Annotated in this window: 18 protein-coding genes; 13 read left to right on the forward strand and 5 right to left on the reverse strand. The window is 44.3% G+C overall.

The window, feature by feature from the left end; genetic code table 11:
* On the forward strand, positions 1-226 hold a 226-nt coding region (locus tag LIN78_RS16925; protein ID WP_227182064.1), incomplete at its 5' end, for a 5-deoxy-glucuronate isomerase.
* Between the two features lie 173 nt (positions 227-399).
* Here LIN78_RS16925 and serS read toward each other — a convergent pair.
* The 4 genes from serS to LIN78_RS16945 all read right to left on the reverse strand — a co-directional run bounded on the left by serS (position 400) and on the right by LIN78_RS16945 (position 4,636).
* Complete coding sequence (serS, locus tag LIN78_RS16930; protein WP_227182065.1) at positions 400-1,677, reverse strand: serine--tRNA ligase; 1,278 nt, start codon at positions 1,675-1,677, stop codon at positions 400-402.
* Positions 1,678-1,857: 180 nt separating this feature from the next.
* Positions 1,858-3,168 (reverse strand): replication-associated recombination protein A, encoded by a 1,311-nt coding sequence (locus LIN78_RS16935; protein WP_227182066.1) that lies wholly within the window; start codon positions 3,166-3,168, stop codon positions 1,858-1,860.
* 6 nt (positions 3,169-3,174) lie between these two features.
* Complete coding sequence (lolA, locus tag LIN78_RS16940; RefSeq protein ID WP_227182067.1) at positions 3,175-3,786, reverse strand: outer membrane lipoprotein periplasmic chaperone LolA; 612 nt, start codon at positions 3,784-3,786, stop codon at positions 3,175-3,177.
* Positions 3,787-3,973: 187 nt separating this feature from the next.
* A complete protein-coding gene (locus LIN78_RS16945) occupies positions 3,974-4,636 on the reverse strand; it encodes an OmpA family protein (protein WP_227182068.1) in 663 nt (220 codons plus the stop codon).
* Positions 4,637-5,113: 477 nt separating this feature from the next.
* On the opposite strand from LIN78_RS16945, the gene gyrA reads away from it, so the two are divergent.
* From gyrA to pheA, 3 genes are read left to right on the forward strand one after another with little or no spacing between them, the layout of a single operon-like run.
* Positions 5,114-7,693 (forward strand): DNA gyrase subunit A, encoded by a 2,580-nt coding sequence (gene gyrA, locus LIN78_RS16950; RefSeq protein ID WP_227182069.1) that lies wholly within the window; start codon positions 5,114-5,116, stop codon positions 7,691-7,693.
* 49 nt (positions 7,694-7,742) lie between these two features.
* Positions 7,743-8,825: a 3-phosphoserine/phosphohydroxythreonine transaminase gene (gene serC / locus LIN78_RS16955; protein ID WP_227182070.1), complete on the forward strand. Its 1,083-nt coding sequence runs from the start codon at positions 7,743-7,745 to the stop codon at positions 8,823-8,825.
* A gap of 18 nt (positions 8,826-8,843) precedes the next feature.
* Positions 8,844-9,914 (forward strand): prephenate dehydratase, encoded by a 1,071-nt coding sequence (pheA, locus tag LIN78_RS16960; protein ID WP_227182071.1) that lies wholly within the window; start codon positions 8,844-8,846, stop codon positions 9,912-9,914.
* Between the two features lie 88 nt (positions 9,915-10,002).
* Here pheA and cysK read toward each other — a convergent pair whose 3' ends face one another.
* Positions 10,003-10,935 (reverse strand): cysteine synthase A, encoded by a 933-nt coding sequence (cysK, locus tag LIN78_RS16965; RefSeq protein ID WP_227182072.1) that lies wholly within the window; start codon positions 10,933-10,935, stop codon positions 10,003-10,005.
* A 195-nt stretch (positions 10,936-11,130) separates the two neighbouring features.
* On the opposite strand from cysK, the gene aroC reads away from it, so the two are divergent.
* The 9 genes from aroC (at position 11,131) to asd (ending at position 18,756) form a co-directional block, all read left to right on the forward strand.
* Positions 11,131-12,231, forward strand: a complete 1,101-nt coding sequence (aroC, locus tag LIN78_RS16970; protein ID WP_227182073.1) for a chorismate synthase — start codon at positions 11,131-11,133, stop codon at positions 12,229-12,231.
* Positions 12,232-12,244: 13 nt separating this feature from the next.
* Entirely contained in the window at positions 12,245-12,691 is a 447-nt protein-coding gene (gene fliJ / locus LIN78_RS16975) for a flagellar export protein FliJ (RefSeq protein ID WP_227182074.1), read from the forward strand.
* Between the two features lie 65 nt (positions 12,692-12,756).
* Complete coding sequence (locus tag LIN78_RS16980) at positions 12,757-13,842, forward strand: flagellar hook-length control protein FliK (protein WP_227182075.1); 1,086 nt, start codon at positions 12,757-12,759, stop codon at positions 13,840-13,842.
* Positions 13,843-13,990: 148 nt separating this feature from the next.
* Entirely contained in the window at positions 13,991-15,409 is a 1,419-nt protein-coding gene (gene leuC / locus LIN78_RS16985; protein ID WP_227182076.1) for a 3-isopropylmalate dehydratase large subunit, read from the forward strand.
* Between the two features lie 31 nt (positions 15,410-15,440).
* Positions 15,441-15,569, forward strand: a complete 129-nt coding sequence (locus LIN78_RS16990) for an entericidin A/B family lipoprotein (protein ID WP_227182077.1) — start codon at positions 15,441-15,443, stop codon at positions 15,567-15,569.
* A 1-nt stretch (position 15,570) separates the two neighbouring features.
* Complete coding sequence (gene leuD, locus LIN78_RS16995) at positions 15,571-16,209, forward strand: 3-isopropylmalate dehydratase small subunit (protein WP_227182078.1); 639 nt, start codon at positions 15,571-15,573, stop codon at positions 16,207-16,209.
* A 77-nt stretch (positions 16,210-16,286) separates the two neighbouring features.
* Positions 16,287-17,351: a 3-isopropylmalate dehydrogenase gene (gene leuB, locus LIN78_RS17000; protein WP_227182079.1), complete on the forward strand. Its 1,065-nt coding sequence runs from the start codon at positions 16,287-16,289 to the stop codon at positions 17,349-17,351.
* Between the two features lie 79 nt (positions 17,352-17,430).
* On the forward strand, positions 17,431-17,571 hold the full coding sequence (locus LIN78_RS17005) for a hypothetical protein (RefSeq protein WP_227182080.1): 141 nt from the start codon (positions 17,431-17,433) through the stop codon (positions 17,569-17,571).
* A gap of 81 nt (positions 17,572-17,652) precedes the next feature.
* The gene (gene asd / locus LIN78_RS17010) at positions 17,653-18,756 is read left to right on the forward strand and encodes an aspartate-semialdehyde dehydrogenase (protein WP_227182081.1); all 1,104 of its coding nucleotides are present in this window, start codon (positions 17,653-17,655) and stop codon (positions 18,754-18,756) included.
* Positions 18,757-18,838 lie beyond the last annotated feature (82 nt).

Raw genomic sequence — 18,838 nt, forward strand, 5'->3', positions numbered from 1 at the left:
TAGCATTGATGAAACCATGGCAGTAGAAGACGGCGATGTGGTGATGGTGCCAAGAGGCTACCACCCGGTTTCAGCGCCTTACGGCTACGAAAGTTACTACCTCAATGTGATGGCAGGGCCAAAGCGCCAATGGCACTTCAAGAACGACCCTGCCCACGAATGGTTAATCAGCAGCGGTCCAGGGCAACCGAATGCAGTAGCACCGGCACCAGTTTTCTTTAAGTAATACCTTGTTTTAAATTGCTTTGTTGTTATCTTTTGTGCATCAGAAGGGCATTGCCGGGGCTTAGACCCCGGTTTTTTTTTGCCTTTTAAAATCATCTAATCTATTGCGTTAGCCAGATAAACAAAAACCGGCATGAAGCCGGCTCTTGTTTGGTAGGGACAGTCTGTGCGAAATTAAGCGCTCAACGTTTCCAAGCCACCCATATAAGGGCGCAATACTTCAGGTACCGTCACAGTACCATCTGCATTCTGATAGTTTTCTAATACAGCAACCAAGGTACGGCCAACAGCCAAACCAGATCCATTCAGGGTATGTACTAGTTCATTTTTACCTGCTTCATTCTTAAAGCGTGCTTGCATGCGGCGCGCCTGGAATGCTTCGCAGTTAGATACGCTAGAAATCTCACGGTAGGTATTTTGTGCTGGCAACCAAACTTCCAAGTCGTAAGTCTTGGTTGCACCAAAGCCCATATCACCTGTACATAGCGTGATGACGCGGTATGGTAAGCCTAGCAATTGCAGAATCTTTTCAGCATGGCCAACCATTTCTTCTAATGCTTCGTAAGACTTTTCTGGGTGAACAATCTGCACCATTTCGACTTTATCAAATTGGTGCTGACGGATCATCCCGCGCGTGTCGCGGCCGTAAGAACCAGCCTCAGAGCGGAAGCAAGGGGTATGGGCGGTTAGCTTGATTGGTAAATCTTCTGCTTTCAGAATTTCACCACGCACCGTATTGGTTAGCGTGACTTCTGAAGTAGGGATCAGATACAGTGCCTCTGCATCATGGCGTGGCAGTTTAAATAGGTCTTCTTCAAATTTTGGCAACTGACCCGTACCAGTCAGGGTTGCGCTATTCACCAAGTAGGGTGTGTAGCATTCAGTGTAACCATGCTCACCTGTTTGGGTGTTTAACATAAACTGCGCTAGGGCACGATGTAGGCGTGCAATCTGGCCTTTCATTAGCGTAAATCGCGTGCCAGATAGCTTTGTGCCAGTTTCAAAATCTAAACCCAATGGCTGACCGACATCCACATGATCTTTTACTTCAAAATCAAATGCTTTTGGTGTGCCAATACGGCGAACTTCCACGTTATCTTGTTCATCTTTCCCAACAGGAACAGATTCATGTGGCAGGTTAGGAATGGTATTTAATAACGCTTGCATTTCGTCTTGAATGACAGACAAACGGCTTTCCGCTGCTTTCAGCTCGTCACCTAAATTAGCCACTTGCGCCATGATGGCGGAAACGTCTTCACCCTTGCTTTTTGCGATACCAATTTGTTTGGATGAGCTATTACGTTGTGCCTGTAGTTCTTGTGTACGGGTCTGAACTGTTTTGCGCTCTTCTTCTAAACGCTTAAACGTTTCAGTATCCAACTGAAAACCACGACCTGCCAGTCTAGCAACGACGGCGTCTAGATCATTTCTAAGTAATTGAATATCTAACATGTGAAGTGTAGTTCGTTCTAAAGTTATTCGGTCGGCACTATGCCGTTTTATTCATTTCTTTCATTTTGATATTGTCCTGATTTTCAGGGCTTTCGTCATTAGCCTAAATGAAAACAAGCAATAAAAATCTGATATTTCACAATTTTAGCGAAAGTACTGATCCTAATCTGGCACTTATCATTAAGATTTTTTTCTGGCTTGTGCATCCAGTTGCTGTAAGTAAGCCAGTTTTTCTTTAATCTTAATTTCTAAGCCTCTCGGGACCGGTTGATACCAGTGTGGTTCGCGCATTCCATCCGGTAAATACGTTTCTCCTGCTGCATACGCATTGGGTTCATCGTGCGCATATCGATATTCATGGCCATACCCCAACTCTTTCATTAGTTTTGTAGGAGCATTACGTAGATGGATAGGTACTTCTCGGCTTTTATCTTGCTTCACAAACGCCATTGCCTGATTAAATGCCATATAGCCCGCATTACTCTTCGGTGCGCATGCTAGGTAAATCACCGCTTGGCCTAACGCAAGTTCACCTTCTGGTGAGCCAAGTCGCTCAAACGTTTCTGCCGCATCGTTAGCAATTTGCATGGCTCTGGGGTCTGCAATTCCAATATCCTCCCAAGCCATCCGAACAATTCTTCTTGCTAAATATCTGGGGTCCGCACCACCATCAATCATCCGGCAAAACCAATATAGTGCGCCATCCGGACTCGATCCCCGTACTGATTTATGAAGTGCAGAAATCTGGTCATAAAAATTATCACCACCTTTATCGAAACGACGAGCATTCATGCTCATGGCGGTGGTAACAAATTCTGCATCAATGGTTTGCGTACGTGCCGATTTGGCGGCCGTTTGTGCTTGTTCTAGTAAGTTCAGAAAACGTCTTGCATCCCCATCTGCATAACCAACTAAAGTGTCTTCTGCTTCTTTGGTAAAGCTTAATCCATCTAGCCCATGTTTCTGCGCACGCTCAAGTAATTGGTGCATTTCACTATCAGAGAGTGATTTCAGTGTATAAACTTGAGCGCGTGAAAGTAGGGCGGAGTTCACCTCAAAACTAGGGTTTTCTGTGGTGGCGCCAATAAATGTCACTAAGCCAGATTCGACAAATGGTAAAAGCGCATCTTGCTGAGACTTATTAAAGCGGTGAATCTCATCCACAAATAAGATGGTGCGTTTAGCGCCTCTATCCAGATATTGTTGCGCTTTCTCCATTGCCTCGCGTATATCCTTCACGCCAGACAGAACGGCAGAAAGAGCGATAAATTCACATTCAAATGCTTTGGCTGTAATTCTCGCTAAGGTTGTTTTACCAACCCCTGGCGGGCCCCATAGAATCATCGAGTGGGGCTTTCCAGATTCAAAGGCTAAGCGAAGCGGTTTGCCTAAACCAAGTAAATGTGTTTGCCCAATCACATCATCAATGGACTGTGGTCTTAATAATTCAGCAAGTGGAGCCGCTGGGGCTTGAGAGAAAAGATCGCTCACCGAGCGTTATTCCTTGTCTTTAATAATGTCAGTGCCAGCTGGTGGCGTAAAGCTAAAACGCTTTAGTTCAATTTTGGGGTTTTTCACAATATTGGCAAAATCGAGTGTGGTAGTTTGCCCAAATTGATCTTTTAAGATCATTCTCTTTAGCAGATTGTCTTGTAAGCCAAGTTCAATTTTTTCAAATGTCCCTTCTTTTTGTTTAGGTAGAGCCTCTACCCAAGAAAGTCCATCTTTATCACTCAGATTTTTAAGCGAGAAACCTTTTTCTAGTTCATTGGAGCCAGAGAGTAGGGCTGCAGGCGTATCACCTAACGCTTGATCTAATTTGCGTTCGGTAACTTGTTCTAAGTCCGCATCATACACCCATACTTTTTTGCCATCGCTCACGATAAGTTGCTGGTACGGTTTCAGGTATTCCCAACGAAATTTGCCTGGTCGCTGTAACTCAAAAGTACCTGTAGATGTATTGGTTTTCTTCTTTCCTTGAACTACTTGGCTAAAAGTAGATGATACGGTTTGTGTGTTGCCTAAAAAACTTTTTAATTGACCTATCGCATCAGCATGAACAGAGGTCGCCATTGCAGCAGCAAGCAATACAATTGCGCGATTCATCATTTTTTTCATCTCGTTCTCGACTTTATCTTATCCAGTCTGATTGGATATCATTTATCTCAATTAATTCAGTTTTTAGCTGGAAACGGCCATTTGGTTAAGTACTGGTTAATTTAAATCCCCAGTACAGTTTCCTATCATTATAAAAAAAGCCCCGCAGAGCGGGGCTTTTTCGCGAAAGAAAATTAAATTACTTAACTTCGCGCTGTACAGCGATTTCAACCTGAACGCGACGGTCTGGTTGTAGGCAAGCAGACAATGATGCGCCTTTTTTACCTTTGCAATCACCTGGTTTGGTAACTGGCTCAGACTCGCCTTTGCCTTCAGCTTGGATACGGTCAGCAGCAATACCTTTAGAAACTAGGTATTCTTTAACTGCATTAGCGCGGTTTTCAGAAAGCTTCTGGTTTGCTTTGTCGCTACCACGGTAGTCAGCGTGGCCAGTCAACAGAATCAATTCCACTTGTGGGAACTGTTGTAGTTTGCTTACAAGGTCATCCAAAGATGCTTTACCTTCAGATTTCACAACAGATTTGTTTGTGTCGAACAAAGCTTCTGCAGAAAGCATTACTTTTTCGAAAGCTGGTTTAGCTGGGCCGCTTGGCGCTGCTGGTGTTTCAGCAACTGGAGTAACTGGCACTTCTTTCTTAGGAGCTGCGCCACCACAACCGTAGATTTCTTTAGCAGGTGTCCACTCACCAGTTCTCCAGCACTCGTCGTATGCGTTGCGAACAACTTTACCACGTGTGTCTGTTAGGTATGCGTCACCAGCGTATGGATCGCTGTCATGAGCGAATGCGCTGAAAGAAACAACTGCTGAAATCACTGCGAATGCTAATTTGGTCTTGTTCATAAGAAACAACTCCCGTTTGTTTTAAGCTTTTACAGTTAAAACTTGTTTAGCAGAAAATGTTCTCTGCTAAGCAGGCTTTAAACTGTTCCCTGAATCTTTTAAAACGTTAGTTTTAAATCAATACACACTTAACTTAAGTGCCTGATAGTTGATTTGTCAATTGTTTCTAGCAAAGGTTCAACTTAGGACTCAAATTAATTATCAATTTGTTGTATACCTTTGGAATCCTATCATGAGAAACCATAATTGCAAGGCATGTACATCGCGTTGATATTCAAATTGAATGCATTTTACAACAAAAGTTCACTATTAATCTAATAAACAAGCGGCAAATGCGCAGCGTCGTGACAATTTTTTACATTTTAAAGCGCTATGACAGATTAATTGAGTGGATTTCAACGCTAAACCTAGAGGCAATCTCTTGCTCATGTTAAACTCTATGGGTTATTCCTCCCGGAAAATTAACCAGAGTAACTAATGGAACAATTCGCAAAAGAAACGATACCGGTCAGTCTAGAAGAGGAAATGCGTAGGTCCTATCTAGACTACGCAATGAGTGTGATTGTTGGACGTGCGCTACCAGACGCACGAGATGGTCTTAAGCCAGTGCATCGTCGCGTGTTATTCGCTATGCATGAGCTTTCCAATGATTGGAATCGACCATACAAAAAATCAGCTCGTATTGTCGGTGATGTAATTGGTAAATATCACCCTCATGGTGACTCAGCCGTGTACGACACTATCGTACGTATGGCTCAGGATTTCTCTCTGCGTTATTTATTAGTAGATGGCCAAGGTAACTTTGGTTCCGTCGATGGTGATAATGCAGCGGCGATGCGTTATACCGAAATCCGTATGTCTCGTATTGCTCACGAGTTGATGCAAGATATCGAGAAAGAAACGGTCAATTTCGGCCCTAACTATGACGGTTCATTAAACGAACCACTTATTCTTCCAACTCGAATTCCTAACTTACTAATTAATGGTTCGTCAGGTATCGCGGTTGGTATGGCAACCAATATCCCTCCACATAACCTCACAGAGGTGGTGGATGCATGCCTTGCCTTGTTAGCTAATTCAGAACTGACAATTGACGATTTAATTGAAATTGTTCCAGCGCCAGACTTTCCAACCGCAGGTCTGATTTACGGCATTACCGGCGTTCGTGAGGGCTACCGCACAGGCCGTGGTCGTGTCGTGATGCGCGCGCGTTGCCATATTGAAGAGATGGAAAAAGGTAACCGCCAGATGATCGTGGTGGATGAATTACCTTACCAAGTCAATAAACGTACTTTGCTAGAAAAAATTGCAGAGTTGGTCAATGACAAGCGTCTTGAAGGTGTTTCTCATATTCAAGATGAGTCTGATAAAGACGGTATGCGTGTAGTGATTGAGTTAAAACGTGGTGAGAACGCCGACGTTGTACTTAATAACCTATACAAAATGACGCAGTTGCAAGATACGTTCGGTATGAACATGGTTGCACTGGTTGATGGTCAGCCACGTCTACTTAACTTGAAGCAATTAATTGAATGCTTCTTGCGTCACCGCCGTGAAGTAGTGACTCGCCGCACCATCTTTGAATTGCGTAAAGCTCGTGAGCGCGGTCATGTATTAGAAGGCTTGGCGGTTGCTTTATCGAATGTGGATGAAGTCATTGCGCTGATTAAAGCTGCGGCAACCCCTGCGATTGCTAAACAAGGCTTAATGGAGCGTTTCTGGAAGTCTGCGCTAGTCGAAGAGATGCTTTCACGTGCATCAAGCGATGCGACCCGCCCAGAGGATGTGTCTCCGGAGTTTGGTTTGGTTAGCCAAGGCTATCGCCTGACAGAAGTTCAAGCGCAAGCGATTTTGGATCTTCGTCTACAACGCCTAACTGGTCTAGAACAGGACAAGATTCTCAATGAGTATCGTGACATTCTAGATAAGATTGCAGACTTGCTGGATATTCTGGCGCGTCCAGAGCGGGTGACCGCTATTATCGGCGAAGAGCTGAATGCGATTAAAGCGCAATATGGCGATGCACGTCGCTCAGAAATTGTCATTAATGCCCAAGACCTAAGTACAGAAGATCTGATTGCACCGCAAGACATGGTCGTAACCCTTTCGCATGGTGGCTATATTAAAGCCCAGCCATTGGAAGACTACCGTGCTCAAAAACGTGGTGGTCGTGGTAAGCAAGCGACGGCAATGAAGGATGACGATTTTATTGATCGCCTATTTGTTGCAAATACCCATGATTACATCTTGTGCTTCTCTGATGCAGGTCGTGTGTACTGGTTAAAGGTGTATGAATTACCTCAGGGAACACGTAACTCCCGCGGTAAGCCAATGGTTGGTTTAATGCCATTGTCTGAAGGTGAGAAGATCTCTGCTGTTCTGCCTGTAAAAGAGTTCTCTGAAGATCAATATATCTTCATGGCAACTGCACTCGGAACAGTGAAGAAAACGCCATTATCTGATTTTAGTAATCCGCGTAAAGCCGGCATTATTGCTGTGACATTAGATGATGGTGATCACCTCATTGGTGTGGCGATTACAGATGGCAAGCATGACGTCATGTTGTTCTCTGATGCAGGTAAAGCCGTGCGTTTTGATGAGAATGATGTTCGTCCAATGGGTCGTGGCGCGCGTGGTGTGCGTGGTATGAGCCTAGAGGCAGATCAAAAAATCATGGCCTTGCTAGTTGCTGAAGGTGAATCACTGTCTGTATTAACTGCGACAGAGAATGGTTTTGGTAAGCGTACTTCTATCACTGAATACACTCGTCATGGACGCGGTACTAAAGGGATGATCGCAATTCAGACTAGTGAACGTAACGGTAAAGTGGTTTCGGCTGCCTTGGTGCAAGAAACCGATGAAATCATGCTGATTACGACTGGTGGTGTATTGATTCGTACCCGTGTTGCAGAGATTCGTGAAATGGGTCGTGCAACGCAAGGGGTAACCTTGATTAACTTGGATGAAGGTGAGTTGTTAACTGGTTTGGCCAAGGTAATCGAGAGTGATGCAGAAGATGTTGCCGTTGATGGTGAAGAGGCCGCAGCAGAAGAATAATTTATTCTTTGCTGAATGAGCAAATAACGAGATTTGAGTGGCGAGTAGGATGACTATATTCAATTTTTCAGCAGGACCGGCTGTACTGCCAAGACCTGTTCTAGAGCAAGCACAAGCTGAGTTGATTGATTGGCATGGAAGTGGAATGAGTGTGATGGAAATGAGCCATCGCGGGCCAGAGTTCCAATCTATCATTGATGAGGCGTTAGCAGATTTACGCGAATTAATGAATATTCCTTCTAACTACCAAATCTTGTTTTTGCAAGGTGGTGCGCAAGGTCAATTTTCTGCAGTTCCGCTTAACTTGATCGGCGCAACGGGCAAAGCCGATTATGTCAATACTGGCCACTGGTCTACATTGGCGATGAAAGAAGCGGCGCGTTTTGGCCAAGTGAACGAAGTTTGTTCTAGTGCTGATAGTCGTTTTGACCATATCCCAGCGTTTAGTGAGTGGAAGTTATCTAAAGATGCATCTTATGTGCATTACACTCCGAACGAAACAGTGGGTGGGTTAGAGTTTCAGTGGGTTCCAGAAGTGGGTGATGTGCCATTAGTGGCGGACATGTCGTCTAATATTTTATCTCGCGAAATTGATGTTTCTAAATTTGGCCTGATTTATGCGGGTGCCCAGAAAAATATTGGTCCAAGTGGATTAACTTTAGTCATTGTTCGAGATGATTTAATTGGTAAATCTTTGCCAATTACCCCTGTGACCTACGATTACAAAAAGTATGCCGATGCAGGGTCTATGTATAACACCCCATCTACATATGGTATTTACTTGGCTGGTTTAGTATTTAAGTGGTTAAAGGCACAAGGTGGCGTTGCAGCGATGGAAGCTATCAATGTTGAGAAATCTAATTTGCTTTATCACTACCTAAACGATTGTGGCGGTTTCTACTATAGCCCAATTGCAGAAGCCGATCGTTCTCGTATGAATGTGGTTTTCAGATTAAAAGATGAAGCACTAGATGCTGCATTCTTGAAAGAATCCAAAGCGGCTGGGTTGTTACAGCTAAAAGGTCACAAGATTGCAGGGGGAATGCGCGCATCTATTTACAATGCAATGCCTGTCGAGGGTGTTCAAGCATTATTGAGTTTCATGAAAGACTTTGCACAGCGTAACGGTTAATGCCAAGCGGAGAGAGAAATGTCTGATGATTTACTAAAGCAACACCGCGACGCGATCGATGCGCTGGATCTTAAGGTTTTGCAATGCCTAAATGAACGTGCCGAACATGCACGGAAAATTGGCGAAATAAAAGGCGGTGGAGTGATTTATCGCCCGGAGCGTGAAGCGCAAGTCTTACGCCGCATTAAGGATGTTAATCCTGGTCCTTTGTCGGGCGAAACGGTTGCTCGCTTGTTCCGTGAGATTATGTCTGCGTGCTTGTCGTTAGAAAAACCATTAACGATTGCGCATCTTGGTCCAAGTGGCACATTTAGTGAGTCGGCGAGTGTGAAGCATTTTGGCCATGCAGCAAATCTAAAACCTTGTGTTTCAATTGATGAAGTCTTTAGAACTGCAGAGTCCGGTGATGTAGATTACGCCGTTGTGCCTGTAGAAAACTCTACCGAAGGTGCAGTAGGTCGTACATTAGACTTGTTAACTCAAACACCGCTACAAATTTGCGGTGAAGTGGTGTTAAGAATTCATCAGCATTTATTGCGTAATACGCCTTCCCTAGAAGGGATCGAGAAGGTGTACTCTCACGCTCAGTCACTGGGTCAGTGTCATGAATGGTTGAATACACATCTACCAGATGTAGAGCGCGTATCAGTGGCAAGCAATGCGGAAGCAGCAAGATTGGCCGCAGCAGATGCCAGGTTTGCCGCAATTGCAGGCGATGCAGCTGCTGAGCGTTTTAATTTGACTCAACTTGCTTCTAACATTGAAGATGAGCCAAATAACACCACACGTTTCTTGGTGTTAGGTCCACATGATGCAACTAGTAGTGGAAAAGACAAAACTTCCTTGGTGATGTCTGCTAAAAACCAGCCTGGTGCCGTACATCAATTATTGGCGCCTCTGGCTGAACGCGGTGTATCGATGACCAAATTCGAGTCTAGACCGTCTCGGATTGGTCTATGGGAATATGTTTTCTTTGTTGATGTGGAAGGTCACTCTACTGACGCACACGTGGTAGATGCGATTGAAGCATTAAAAGAGCGTGCTGCATTTGTAAAAGTGCTTGGTTCTTATCCTGTTGCGGTACTCTAATTGAACTGAAATGATGGTTCTGTTTCTTCCGTCATCAAAAAAGCCGCCTTTGAAGGCGGCTTTTTTTGATTGATGCATCAATTGATGCTCAGTTTGCTAAGTGTTCATAAAGTGGGGTGCTAAGATAGCGCTCACCAAATGATGGGATAATTACAACAATTAGCTTGTCCGCATTTTCTGGTTTCTTTGCTAGTTCAATGGCCGCCCAAGTTGCTGCACCACTAGAAATACCTACTAGCAACCCTTCTTGTGTAGCCATTTTTCTTGCTGTATCAAACGCATCTTCGTTTTTTACACGAACAACTTCGTTATAAACCTCGGTGTTTAAAATAGCTGGCACAAACCCTGCACCAATACCCTGAATTGGGTGCGGGCCTTTGGCTCCGCCAGAAAGCACTGGTGATGCATCTGGTTCTACGGCAAATACTTGAATGTTAGGATTTTTGGCTTTTAAGGTTTCACCAATCCCTGTTACTGTGCCGCCGGTACCAACACCAGCTACAACTATATCCACTTTCCCATCGGTATCACGCCAAATTTCTTCTGCAGTTGTCTGGCGGTGAATTTCAGGGTTTGCTGGGTTAGCAAACTGCTGCAAAATTAGGTACTTGCTATCGCTGGCCGCTAGCTCTTCTGCCTTTTTGATTGCGCCACCCATGCCTTCAGCAGCTGGTGTTAAGACTAGCTCTGCGCCGTAAGCACGCAATAGCATTCTGCGCTCTTTACTCATGCTTTCAGGCATCGTGAGCACGCATTTGTAGCCTCTAGCTGCGCAAACCATGGCAATAGCAATGCCTGTGTTACCTGAGGTTGGTTCAACGATGATCGTTTCTGGTGTAATTTTCCCAGCGGCTTCAGCGGCATCAATCATGGCTGCACCGATACGATCTTTCACGCTGTGGCCAGGGTTAAAGAATTCGAGCTTAGCAGCAACCGTTGCGCTAGCACCCTCAGTCAATCGGTTGATTTTGACAAGTGGTGTATTCCCAATCAAATCTGTGACGGAGTTTGCGATTTTCATGCGGTGTTTCCTGTATTTAAAAATTCATGCGATAAGATTAGTGCAATAAAAACACATCTTAAAGACTATTTTGTTATAAAGATAGAATGGAATTATCTGTTTAAACTTAAGGGAAGGTATCTAACTCGAGAAAACGTTAAATCGTCTTATGTTAGAATACGCTTCTTTCTTGCATATTTCCTTCAGGGTTCATCCATGTCTGGTAATACTTTTGGTCTTCTTTTTACGGTTACATCTTTTGGCGAAAGCCATGGTCCTGGTATCGGCTGTGTGATTGATGGCTGCCCTCCTGGATTGGAGATTACTGCTGAAGATATTCAACAAGACTTGGATAGACGAAAGCCAGGTACATCACGACACGTGACGCAACGTAAAGAGCCTGATCAGGTGGAAATCTTATCTGGCGTTTTTGAGGGCAAAACGACTGGCACGCCAATTGCTCTGCTGATTCGTAACACTGACCAGCGTAGCCAGGATTATTCCAAGATTATGCAAACCTTCCGCCCTGGACATGCGGATTATTCATGGTGGCATAAATATGGTATCCGTGATTATCGTGGTGGTGGTCGTTCTAGTGCGAGAGAAACTGCTGTTAGAGTGGCTGCGGGCGCGGTTGCTAAAAAATGGCTAGCGGAAAAGTTTGGAATTACCATCCGTGGTTATATGAGCCAATTAGGCAGTGTACAAATTCCGTTCGTTAGCTGGGATGAGGTGGGCAATAATCCTTTTTTTGCGCCGAATGCAGAAATTGTTCCTACACTTGAATCATATATGGATGAAATTAGAGCTGCACGTGATTCTATTGGCGCTCGAATTGATGTGGTGGCTGAAGGTGTTCCTGTGGGTTGGGGTGAACCCGTATTTGATCGTTTAGATGCGGATATTGCTTATGCAATGATGGGCATCAATGCGGTAAAAGGGGTGGAAGTCGGTGCTGGATTTGCTTCAATTGCACAAAAGGGTTCTGAGCATTGTGATGAACTGACGCCAACTGGATTTGCAACCAATCATGCCGGTGGTGTTTTGGGTGGCGTTTCTACTGGACAAGACATCCGCGTGAGCATTGCAATCAAGCCAACATCTAGTATCCCGCAAGATAGAAATTCAATTGATTTAAACGGCAATGCAGTAATGATGCAAACAACGGGTCGTCATGACCCTTGCGTTGGTATTCGTGCAACGCCTATCGCTGAAGCAATGTTGGCATTGGTGTTGATTGATCATGCATTACGCCATCGTGGTCAGAATGCGGATGTTAAAGTGACTACGCCAAGAATTCCCGGTGCGCGCCGCTAAAGGCAATTAAAGGATGGCCAAGTTTCAATTCGAGAAACTGCTGGAGCTAGCAAGGCAAGATGAAGATAAAGCAGCTCGGACAATGCAAGATGCGCAAAAGCGCTTAAATCAGAGTCAACAGCAGTTTCAAACACTTGGCCAATACCGCCAAGATTACCTTGATAAGCTGGGCCAAACGCAATCCCAAGGTATCACTATTGCTCAATTAAAAGATTATCAATTGTTTATGAGCAAATTAGATACCGCCATTCAGCAGCAACAAAAAGAAGTCGAGCGGTACGAGCAGATCTTGGTTGCTGCAAGAAATCAATGGATGGAAAAGCGTTCAAAGGTTCAAGCGTTTGAAGCATTAGAAGTTAGACATCACGCTAATGAACTTAAAAAAGAAAATAAGCAAGAGCAAAAACTCAATGATGAGTTTGCAGGCAGAGCAGGGCGGCACACGCCTGAGAACGGTTAATATTCATTAGTAATAGTCTGGCATAAACTTTGCTTCATATGGTGTGACCATCTTGGAGCATAGCGATGATTAATCTAACCTCAGTTCACACCGACGCCAGTGCTAAAACCACTGCAAATAAAACAACGAATCTAGCAAGTCTATTATTTGCGGATTCGTCCGGCGAAACGGCTAGCTCGCAAGATTCATTATTCCTCCAAATGCTGCAAAATACGCTGCCAGGTGTCTCTGCAGAGCAACTTGCTGCATTAATGTCGGGCCAATCTCAGTCTGGTTCAACGAATTTATCGGATGAGTTAGCATCTAATACATTAGGCAAAACCAAAAAAGATTCAAAGGATGATACTTCAGACTCAAGCTTAGCCTCGCTCATGGCCTCTATGTTTGGTGTTGCCCATCAGCAAACCGCTTTATCTAGTCAGTTAAATAATCAATCTTCAGATGCTGATGATTTATCACAAGATTTTAAAATGATTGATGAGGCAAATTCTGCCGTGAGTGGCGTTGAAGCGGCAGATGTTGCCGCAATTTCTCCTGAAGAACTATCCAGTTTATTCTTAAAATCAGATGCTAAGACAAGTGAGGCGGATGGTAGTGATTTTAGTAGTGAATTACTGAATCATATCCAAGAAGCCAAAGGTCGCCATGCTGTGCAAAATGTGTCGACTGATGTCGCGGTAGATCAATCTAGCCAAATGTCTGTTGATGTGCCTGTTGGTGATGATGCGTGGGCAAATGCGATGAGCCAGCGTGTGTTAATGATGGCAGGTCAAGATCTTCAGTCTGCGGAATTACACTTAAACCCACCTAACCTAGGGCCTGTATCTGTTCGCTTGGATATCCAGAATCAAGAAGCTTCGGTTAGTTTTAGTTCACCTCACCTTGCGGTAAGGGAAGCAATTCAATCTGCCGCACCTCAGTTGATTGAAATGTTTTCTGGAAGTGGTTTGAGTTTGGCGAATGTGAATGTGGGCTCTCAGCAATCCGAGCAAAGACAGGCTCAGGGTAAGTCTGATGGAAAATCTTCCTCTAAGTCCATTGGTAATATTGGCGCTGTCACTGCAACAGCAGAAACAGATGCAACAGTTGCGCCAACGGTTATTACGAAACAGATCGGCCTAGATGGCTTGGCTGTGGACACCTTCATCTAATGCCATTTCATCACGCGGATAAATTCAATGTAAATTAAAGTGGTACTACATTGGATTTATCCTGGTAGTTTTTGTGACTACTATATTTGCGTATCACCCTGTGTAATAATCGTTTCACTTACTTTTTTTCGTAAAGAAGCAGACGATTATGACCGCAAAAACGTTGTACGATAAGCTTTGGGAAAGCCATGTTGTCCATCAAGAATCAGATGGAACAGCACTTCTTTATATCGACCGTCACCTAGTTCATGAAGTAACTAGCCCTCAGGCATTTGAAGGTCTAAAAATCGCAGGTCGTAAACCTTGGCGAATTAGCTCAATTGTCGCTACAGCAGATCACAATACCCCAACCAATGATTGGGACAAAGGCATTCAAGATCCTATCTCTCGCCAACAAGTGGATACCTTAGACGCAAATATCCGTGAAGTAGGTTCACTTGCATACTTCCCATTTAAGGATAAAGGTCAAGGTATCGTACACGTTGTTGGCCCAGAGCAAGGTGCAACATTGCCAGGGATGACAGTCGTCTGTGGTGATAGTCATACATCAACCCACGGTGCGTTTGGTTGTTTGGCGCATGGTATTGGTACATCTGAAGTTGAACATGTCTTAGCTACCCAGACATTGGTAGCTAAGAAGTCAAAATCAATGTTGGTAAAAGTAGAGGGTAATCTGCCTGTTGGTGTTACTGCTAAAGACATCGCATTGGCAATTATTGGAAAAATTGGTACCGCAGGTGGTACTGGCTATGCCATTGAATTTGGTGGTTCCGCTATTCGTTCGCTGTCAATGGAAGGTCGGATGACCCTCTGTAATATGGCAATTGAAGGTGGTGCGCGGGCGGGTATGGTCGCGGTTGACGAAAAGACGATTGAATATGTAAAAGGCCGTCCATTTGCACCAACTGCAGACCAATTTGAAGCTGCTGCAACTTACTGGCGTACTTTGGTGTCTGATGAAGGTGCTCAGTTTGATTCGGTGGTTGAGTTAACTGCTGAGAATATTATTCCTCAAGTTACGTGGGGAACTTCGCCAGAAATGGTTGTTGGCGTAGATAACAAAGTACCAAACCCAGCAAATGAAGACAATGCGGTAAAAAAAGGCTCTATTGAGCGTGCATTGAACTATATGGGGTTGGCTGCTGACACGAATATTACAGATATTCCAGTTGATGTAGTTTTTATCGGATCCTGTACAAACTCTCGTATCGAAGATCTTCGCGAGGCGGCATCTATTGCTCGCGGCTACAAAAAAGCTGCAAACGTAAAATATGTTTTGGTTGTTCCGGGCTCTGGTTATGTGAAGGAGCAAGCGGAAAAAGAAGGCCTAGACAAAGTATTTATCGAAGCTGGGTTTGAATGGCGTGAACCAGGTTGTTCTATGTGCTTGGCAATGAACGCAGACCGTCTACAGCCGGGAGAGCGTTGTGCCTCTACTAGCAACCGTAACTTCGAAGGTCGCCAAGGTCAGGGCAGTAGAACTCACTTAGTGAGTCCGGCAATGGCTGCTGCTGCTGCAGTAAAAGGTAGTTTTGTCGATGTACGGAGCTGGCAATTTAAATCTTGATTCATGCCTAAATTACAGTAAAGGAGTCAACATGAAATCTATTATGGCAATGTTAATGTTGTTTGCGTTGGTATTAGGTCTTGCTGGTTGCAATACTGTCAAAGGAATCGGTAAAGATATTGAAAAGGGTGGCGAAGCCATCCAGAAAGCGGCAACCTAAAATGCAAGCATTTACAACCTTACAAGCAATTGTTTGTCCATTGGATCGCGCCAATGTGGATACAGATGCAATTATTCCAAAACAGTTTTTAAAATCGATTAAGCGTTCAGGTTTTGGACCTAACCTTTTTGATGAGTGGCGTTATCTAGACCATGGCGAACCAGGAATGGATAACTCTGTTCGCCCTTTGAACTCTGAATTTGTTCTGAACTTCCCACGTTACCAAGGTGCAAAGGTGCTTCTGGCACGTGAAAACTTTGGCTGTGGTTCAAGTCGTGAACATGCTCCATGGGCGTTAGAAGATTATGGCTTCCGAGTCGTTATTGCGCCTAGTTTTGCAGATATTTTCTTTAATAACTGCTACAAAAATGGTGTGTTACCGATTGTCTTGCCAGCAGAAGTGGTCGATAGCCTATTTAACGCAACAGAAGCAAATGAAGGCTATCAATTGTCTGTTGATTTAGCTGCACAAAAAGTAACGACACCTGACGGCCAATCTTATAGTTTTGATATTACAGAGCACCGTAAGCATTGCATGTTAAATGGACTTGATGAAATCGGCCTTACGCTAGTGCATGCTGAAAAAATCAAAGCATTTGAAGAGACTCGTAAACAACAGCAACCTTGGTTGTTTGGTTGATCAACAGATAGATATTCTTTCAATTAGGCAGTTAGATTAACTGCCTAATTTACTATCAAGACAACAGGTAAGAAATAATGAAAATTTGTGTATTGCCAGGTGATGGCATTGGTCCAGAAATTGTTTCTCAAGCGATGCGTGTGTTAGAAGTGCTAAAGCAAGATGGCTTGAAAATGGAGTTTGAATACGGCCTACTGGGTGGTGGTGCAGTGGATGAAACCGGCACTCCTTACCCTGAAGCCACGCAAAGATTAGCAAAAGAAGCAGATGCAATTTTGCTAGGCGCAGTTGGTGGTCCAAAATGGGATACCTTGCCTAGAGAGCAGCGTCCAGAGCGGGGATTACTAGGTATTCGTAAACAACTTGGCGTTTTTGCTAACTTAAGACCAGCGATTTTATATCCTGAACTAGCTAATGCTTCGACCTTGAAGCCAGAGGTGGTTTCTGGGCTAGATATCATCATTATTCGTGAACTAGTCGGAGATATTTACTTTGGTGAACCACGTGGTATTGAAGAGCGCGGCGGCGAGCGTGTGGGTTATAACACCATGGTTTACTCTGAGTCAGAGATTCGCCGTATTGCAAAAGTAGCATTTGAAACAGCACGCCGTCGTAATCGCAAAGTGTGTTCAGTAGATAAGATGAACGTGCTTGAGTCTACCCAATTATGGCGTGATGTCGTAACTGAAGTACACAAAGACTACCAAGACGTTGAATTAAGCCATATGCTGGTTGATAACGCTGCTATGCAATTAGTACGTAATCCAAAACAATTCGACGTCATGGTCACAGGCAATATGTTTGGTGATATTTTGTCCGACGAAGCCTCCATGCTAACTGGCTCAATTGGAATGCTGCCATCCGCTTCTTTGGATGAAAACAACAAAGGCTTGTTCGAACCTTGCCATGGATCAGCGCCTGATATTGCAGGCAAAAACATGGCCAACCCATTGGCGACGATTCTGTCAGCTGCAATGATGTTGCGCTATAGCTTCGGTCAAGAAGAGCAAGCGTTACGCATTGAAAATGCAGTGAAGAAAGTGCTTGCTCAAGGTTATCGCACTGGTGATATTTATGAGCCAGGTACCAACAAAGTATCGACTACAGAAATGGGCGATGCAGTTTTGGCTGCACTTCAATAAATTTTGATGTATGATCAGAGCTGATCGAAAATTCATCAGCTCTGATTTCATTCAGACGAACAGAAAGCACTTGTTTTACATGAACTACTCATTCGTTGCTATCACTGCATCACGCAAGCATGCCCACAAGGCAGGCATTGTTGCGTCTGCAGGCCGTGCAACTGTGCTTTCTATCACCACCATTATCACCAAGAAGACCAAGACAATTATCTTGGTTTGACGTCATGCACCTCCCGCCTTGGCTCCGCAAGCGGAAGGGGCCAGGGAAGCGGAGTAAAAACTGACAAAGTAGGGGAAAGTAATGCAAGTAGGATTTGTAGGTTGGCGCGGCATGGTCGGCTCTGTGCTGATGCAACGTATGCGTGAAGAGCAAGATTTTGCTTTAATTGATCCAGTATTTTTTACAACTAGTAATGTAGGTGGTGCAGCTCCTGATGTGGGTAAGGCGTCACCAGCATTGCAAGATGCATTCTCTGTCGATGCGCTAAAAGCAATGGATGTCATCATCTCTTGCCAAGGTGGCGACTATACTACTGAAGTATTTCCAAAGTTGCGTGCAGCTGGCTGGAATGGCTATTGGATTGATGCTGCCTCTACCTTGCGTATGGATGACGAGGCGCTAATCATTCTAGATCCAGTCAACATGAATGTGATCAAAGATGGCTTGGCACGTGGCGTAAAAAATTACATCGGCGGAAACTGTACAAACTCAATTATGTTGATGGGTGTCGGCGCATTGTTCCGTGAAGGATTGGTTGACTGGGTTAGCTCTATGACCTACCAGGCTGCATCTGGCGGCGGTGCAAATCACATGCGTGAATTGCTAAAAGGTATGGGTGTGATTAATGCAGCTGTTGCTGAAGAATTAGCAACACCATCTTCTGCTATTTTGGAAATCGATCGCAAAGTAGCAAAAACCATCCGTGAAGATGTGCCTCGTGAGTTTTTCCCTGCTCCTTTGGCTGGTGGATTAATTCCATGGATCGACAAGCAGTTAGATAATGGTCAGTCTAAAGAAGAGTGGAAAGGCCAAGCAGAAGTTAACAAAATTCTTGGTAATCAAGATGTGATTCCTGTCGATGGTCTTTGTGTTCGTATTGGTGCAATGCGCTGCCATAGCTTGGCGCTGACGATTAAATTGAAAAAAGACCTTCCATTGGAAGAGATCGAGTCAATCATCAAATCAGGAAACCAGTGGGTAAAATGGGTTCCAAACGATCGTTCTATCACTGAGCAAGAATTGACCCCAGCTTCAATTACTGGCGGTTTACAGGTAGGTGTTGGTCGTGTACGTAAACTAAACATGGGACCAGAATACATTTCTGCTTTTGTGATTGGTGATCAACTACTATGGGGTGCTGCTGAGCCTCTACGTAGAATGCTACGTATTTTGCTAGATAAATAATCAATAGCAAAATTGTAGTGGTATTCAAAAAGGGCGCGCAAAGCGCCCTTTGTGCTTGTATACTTTCTAAAAATACCTTTAG

This window comes from Leeia speluncae, assembly GCF_020564625.1.
Taxonomy (GTDB): Bacteria; Pseudomonadota; Gammaproteobacteria; order Burkholderiales; family Leeiaceae; genus Leeia; species Leeia speluncae.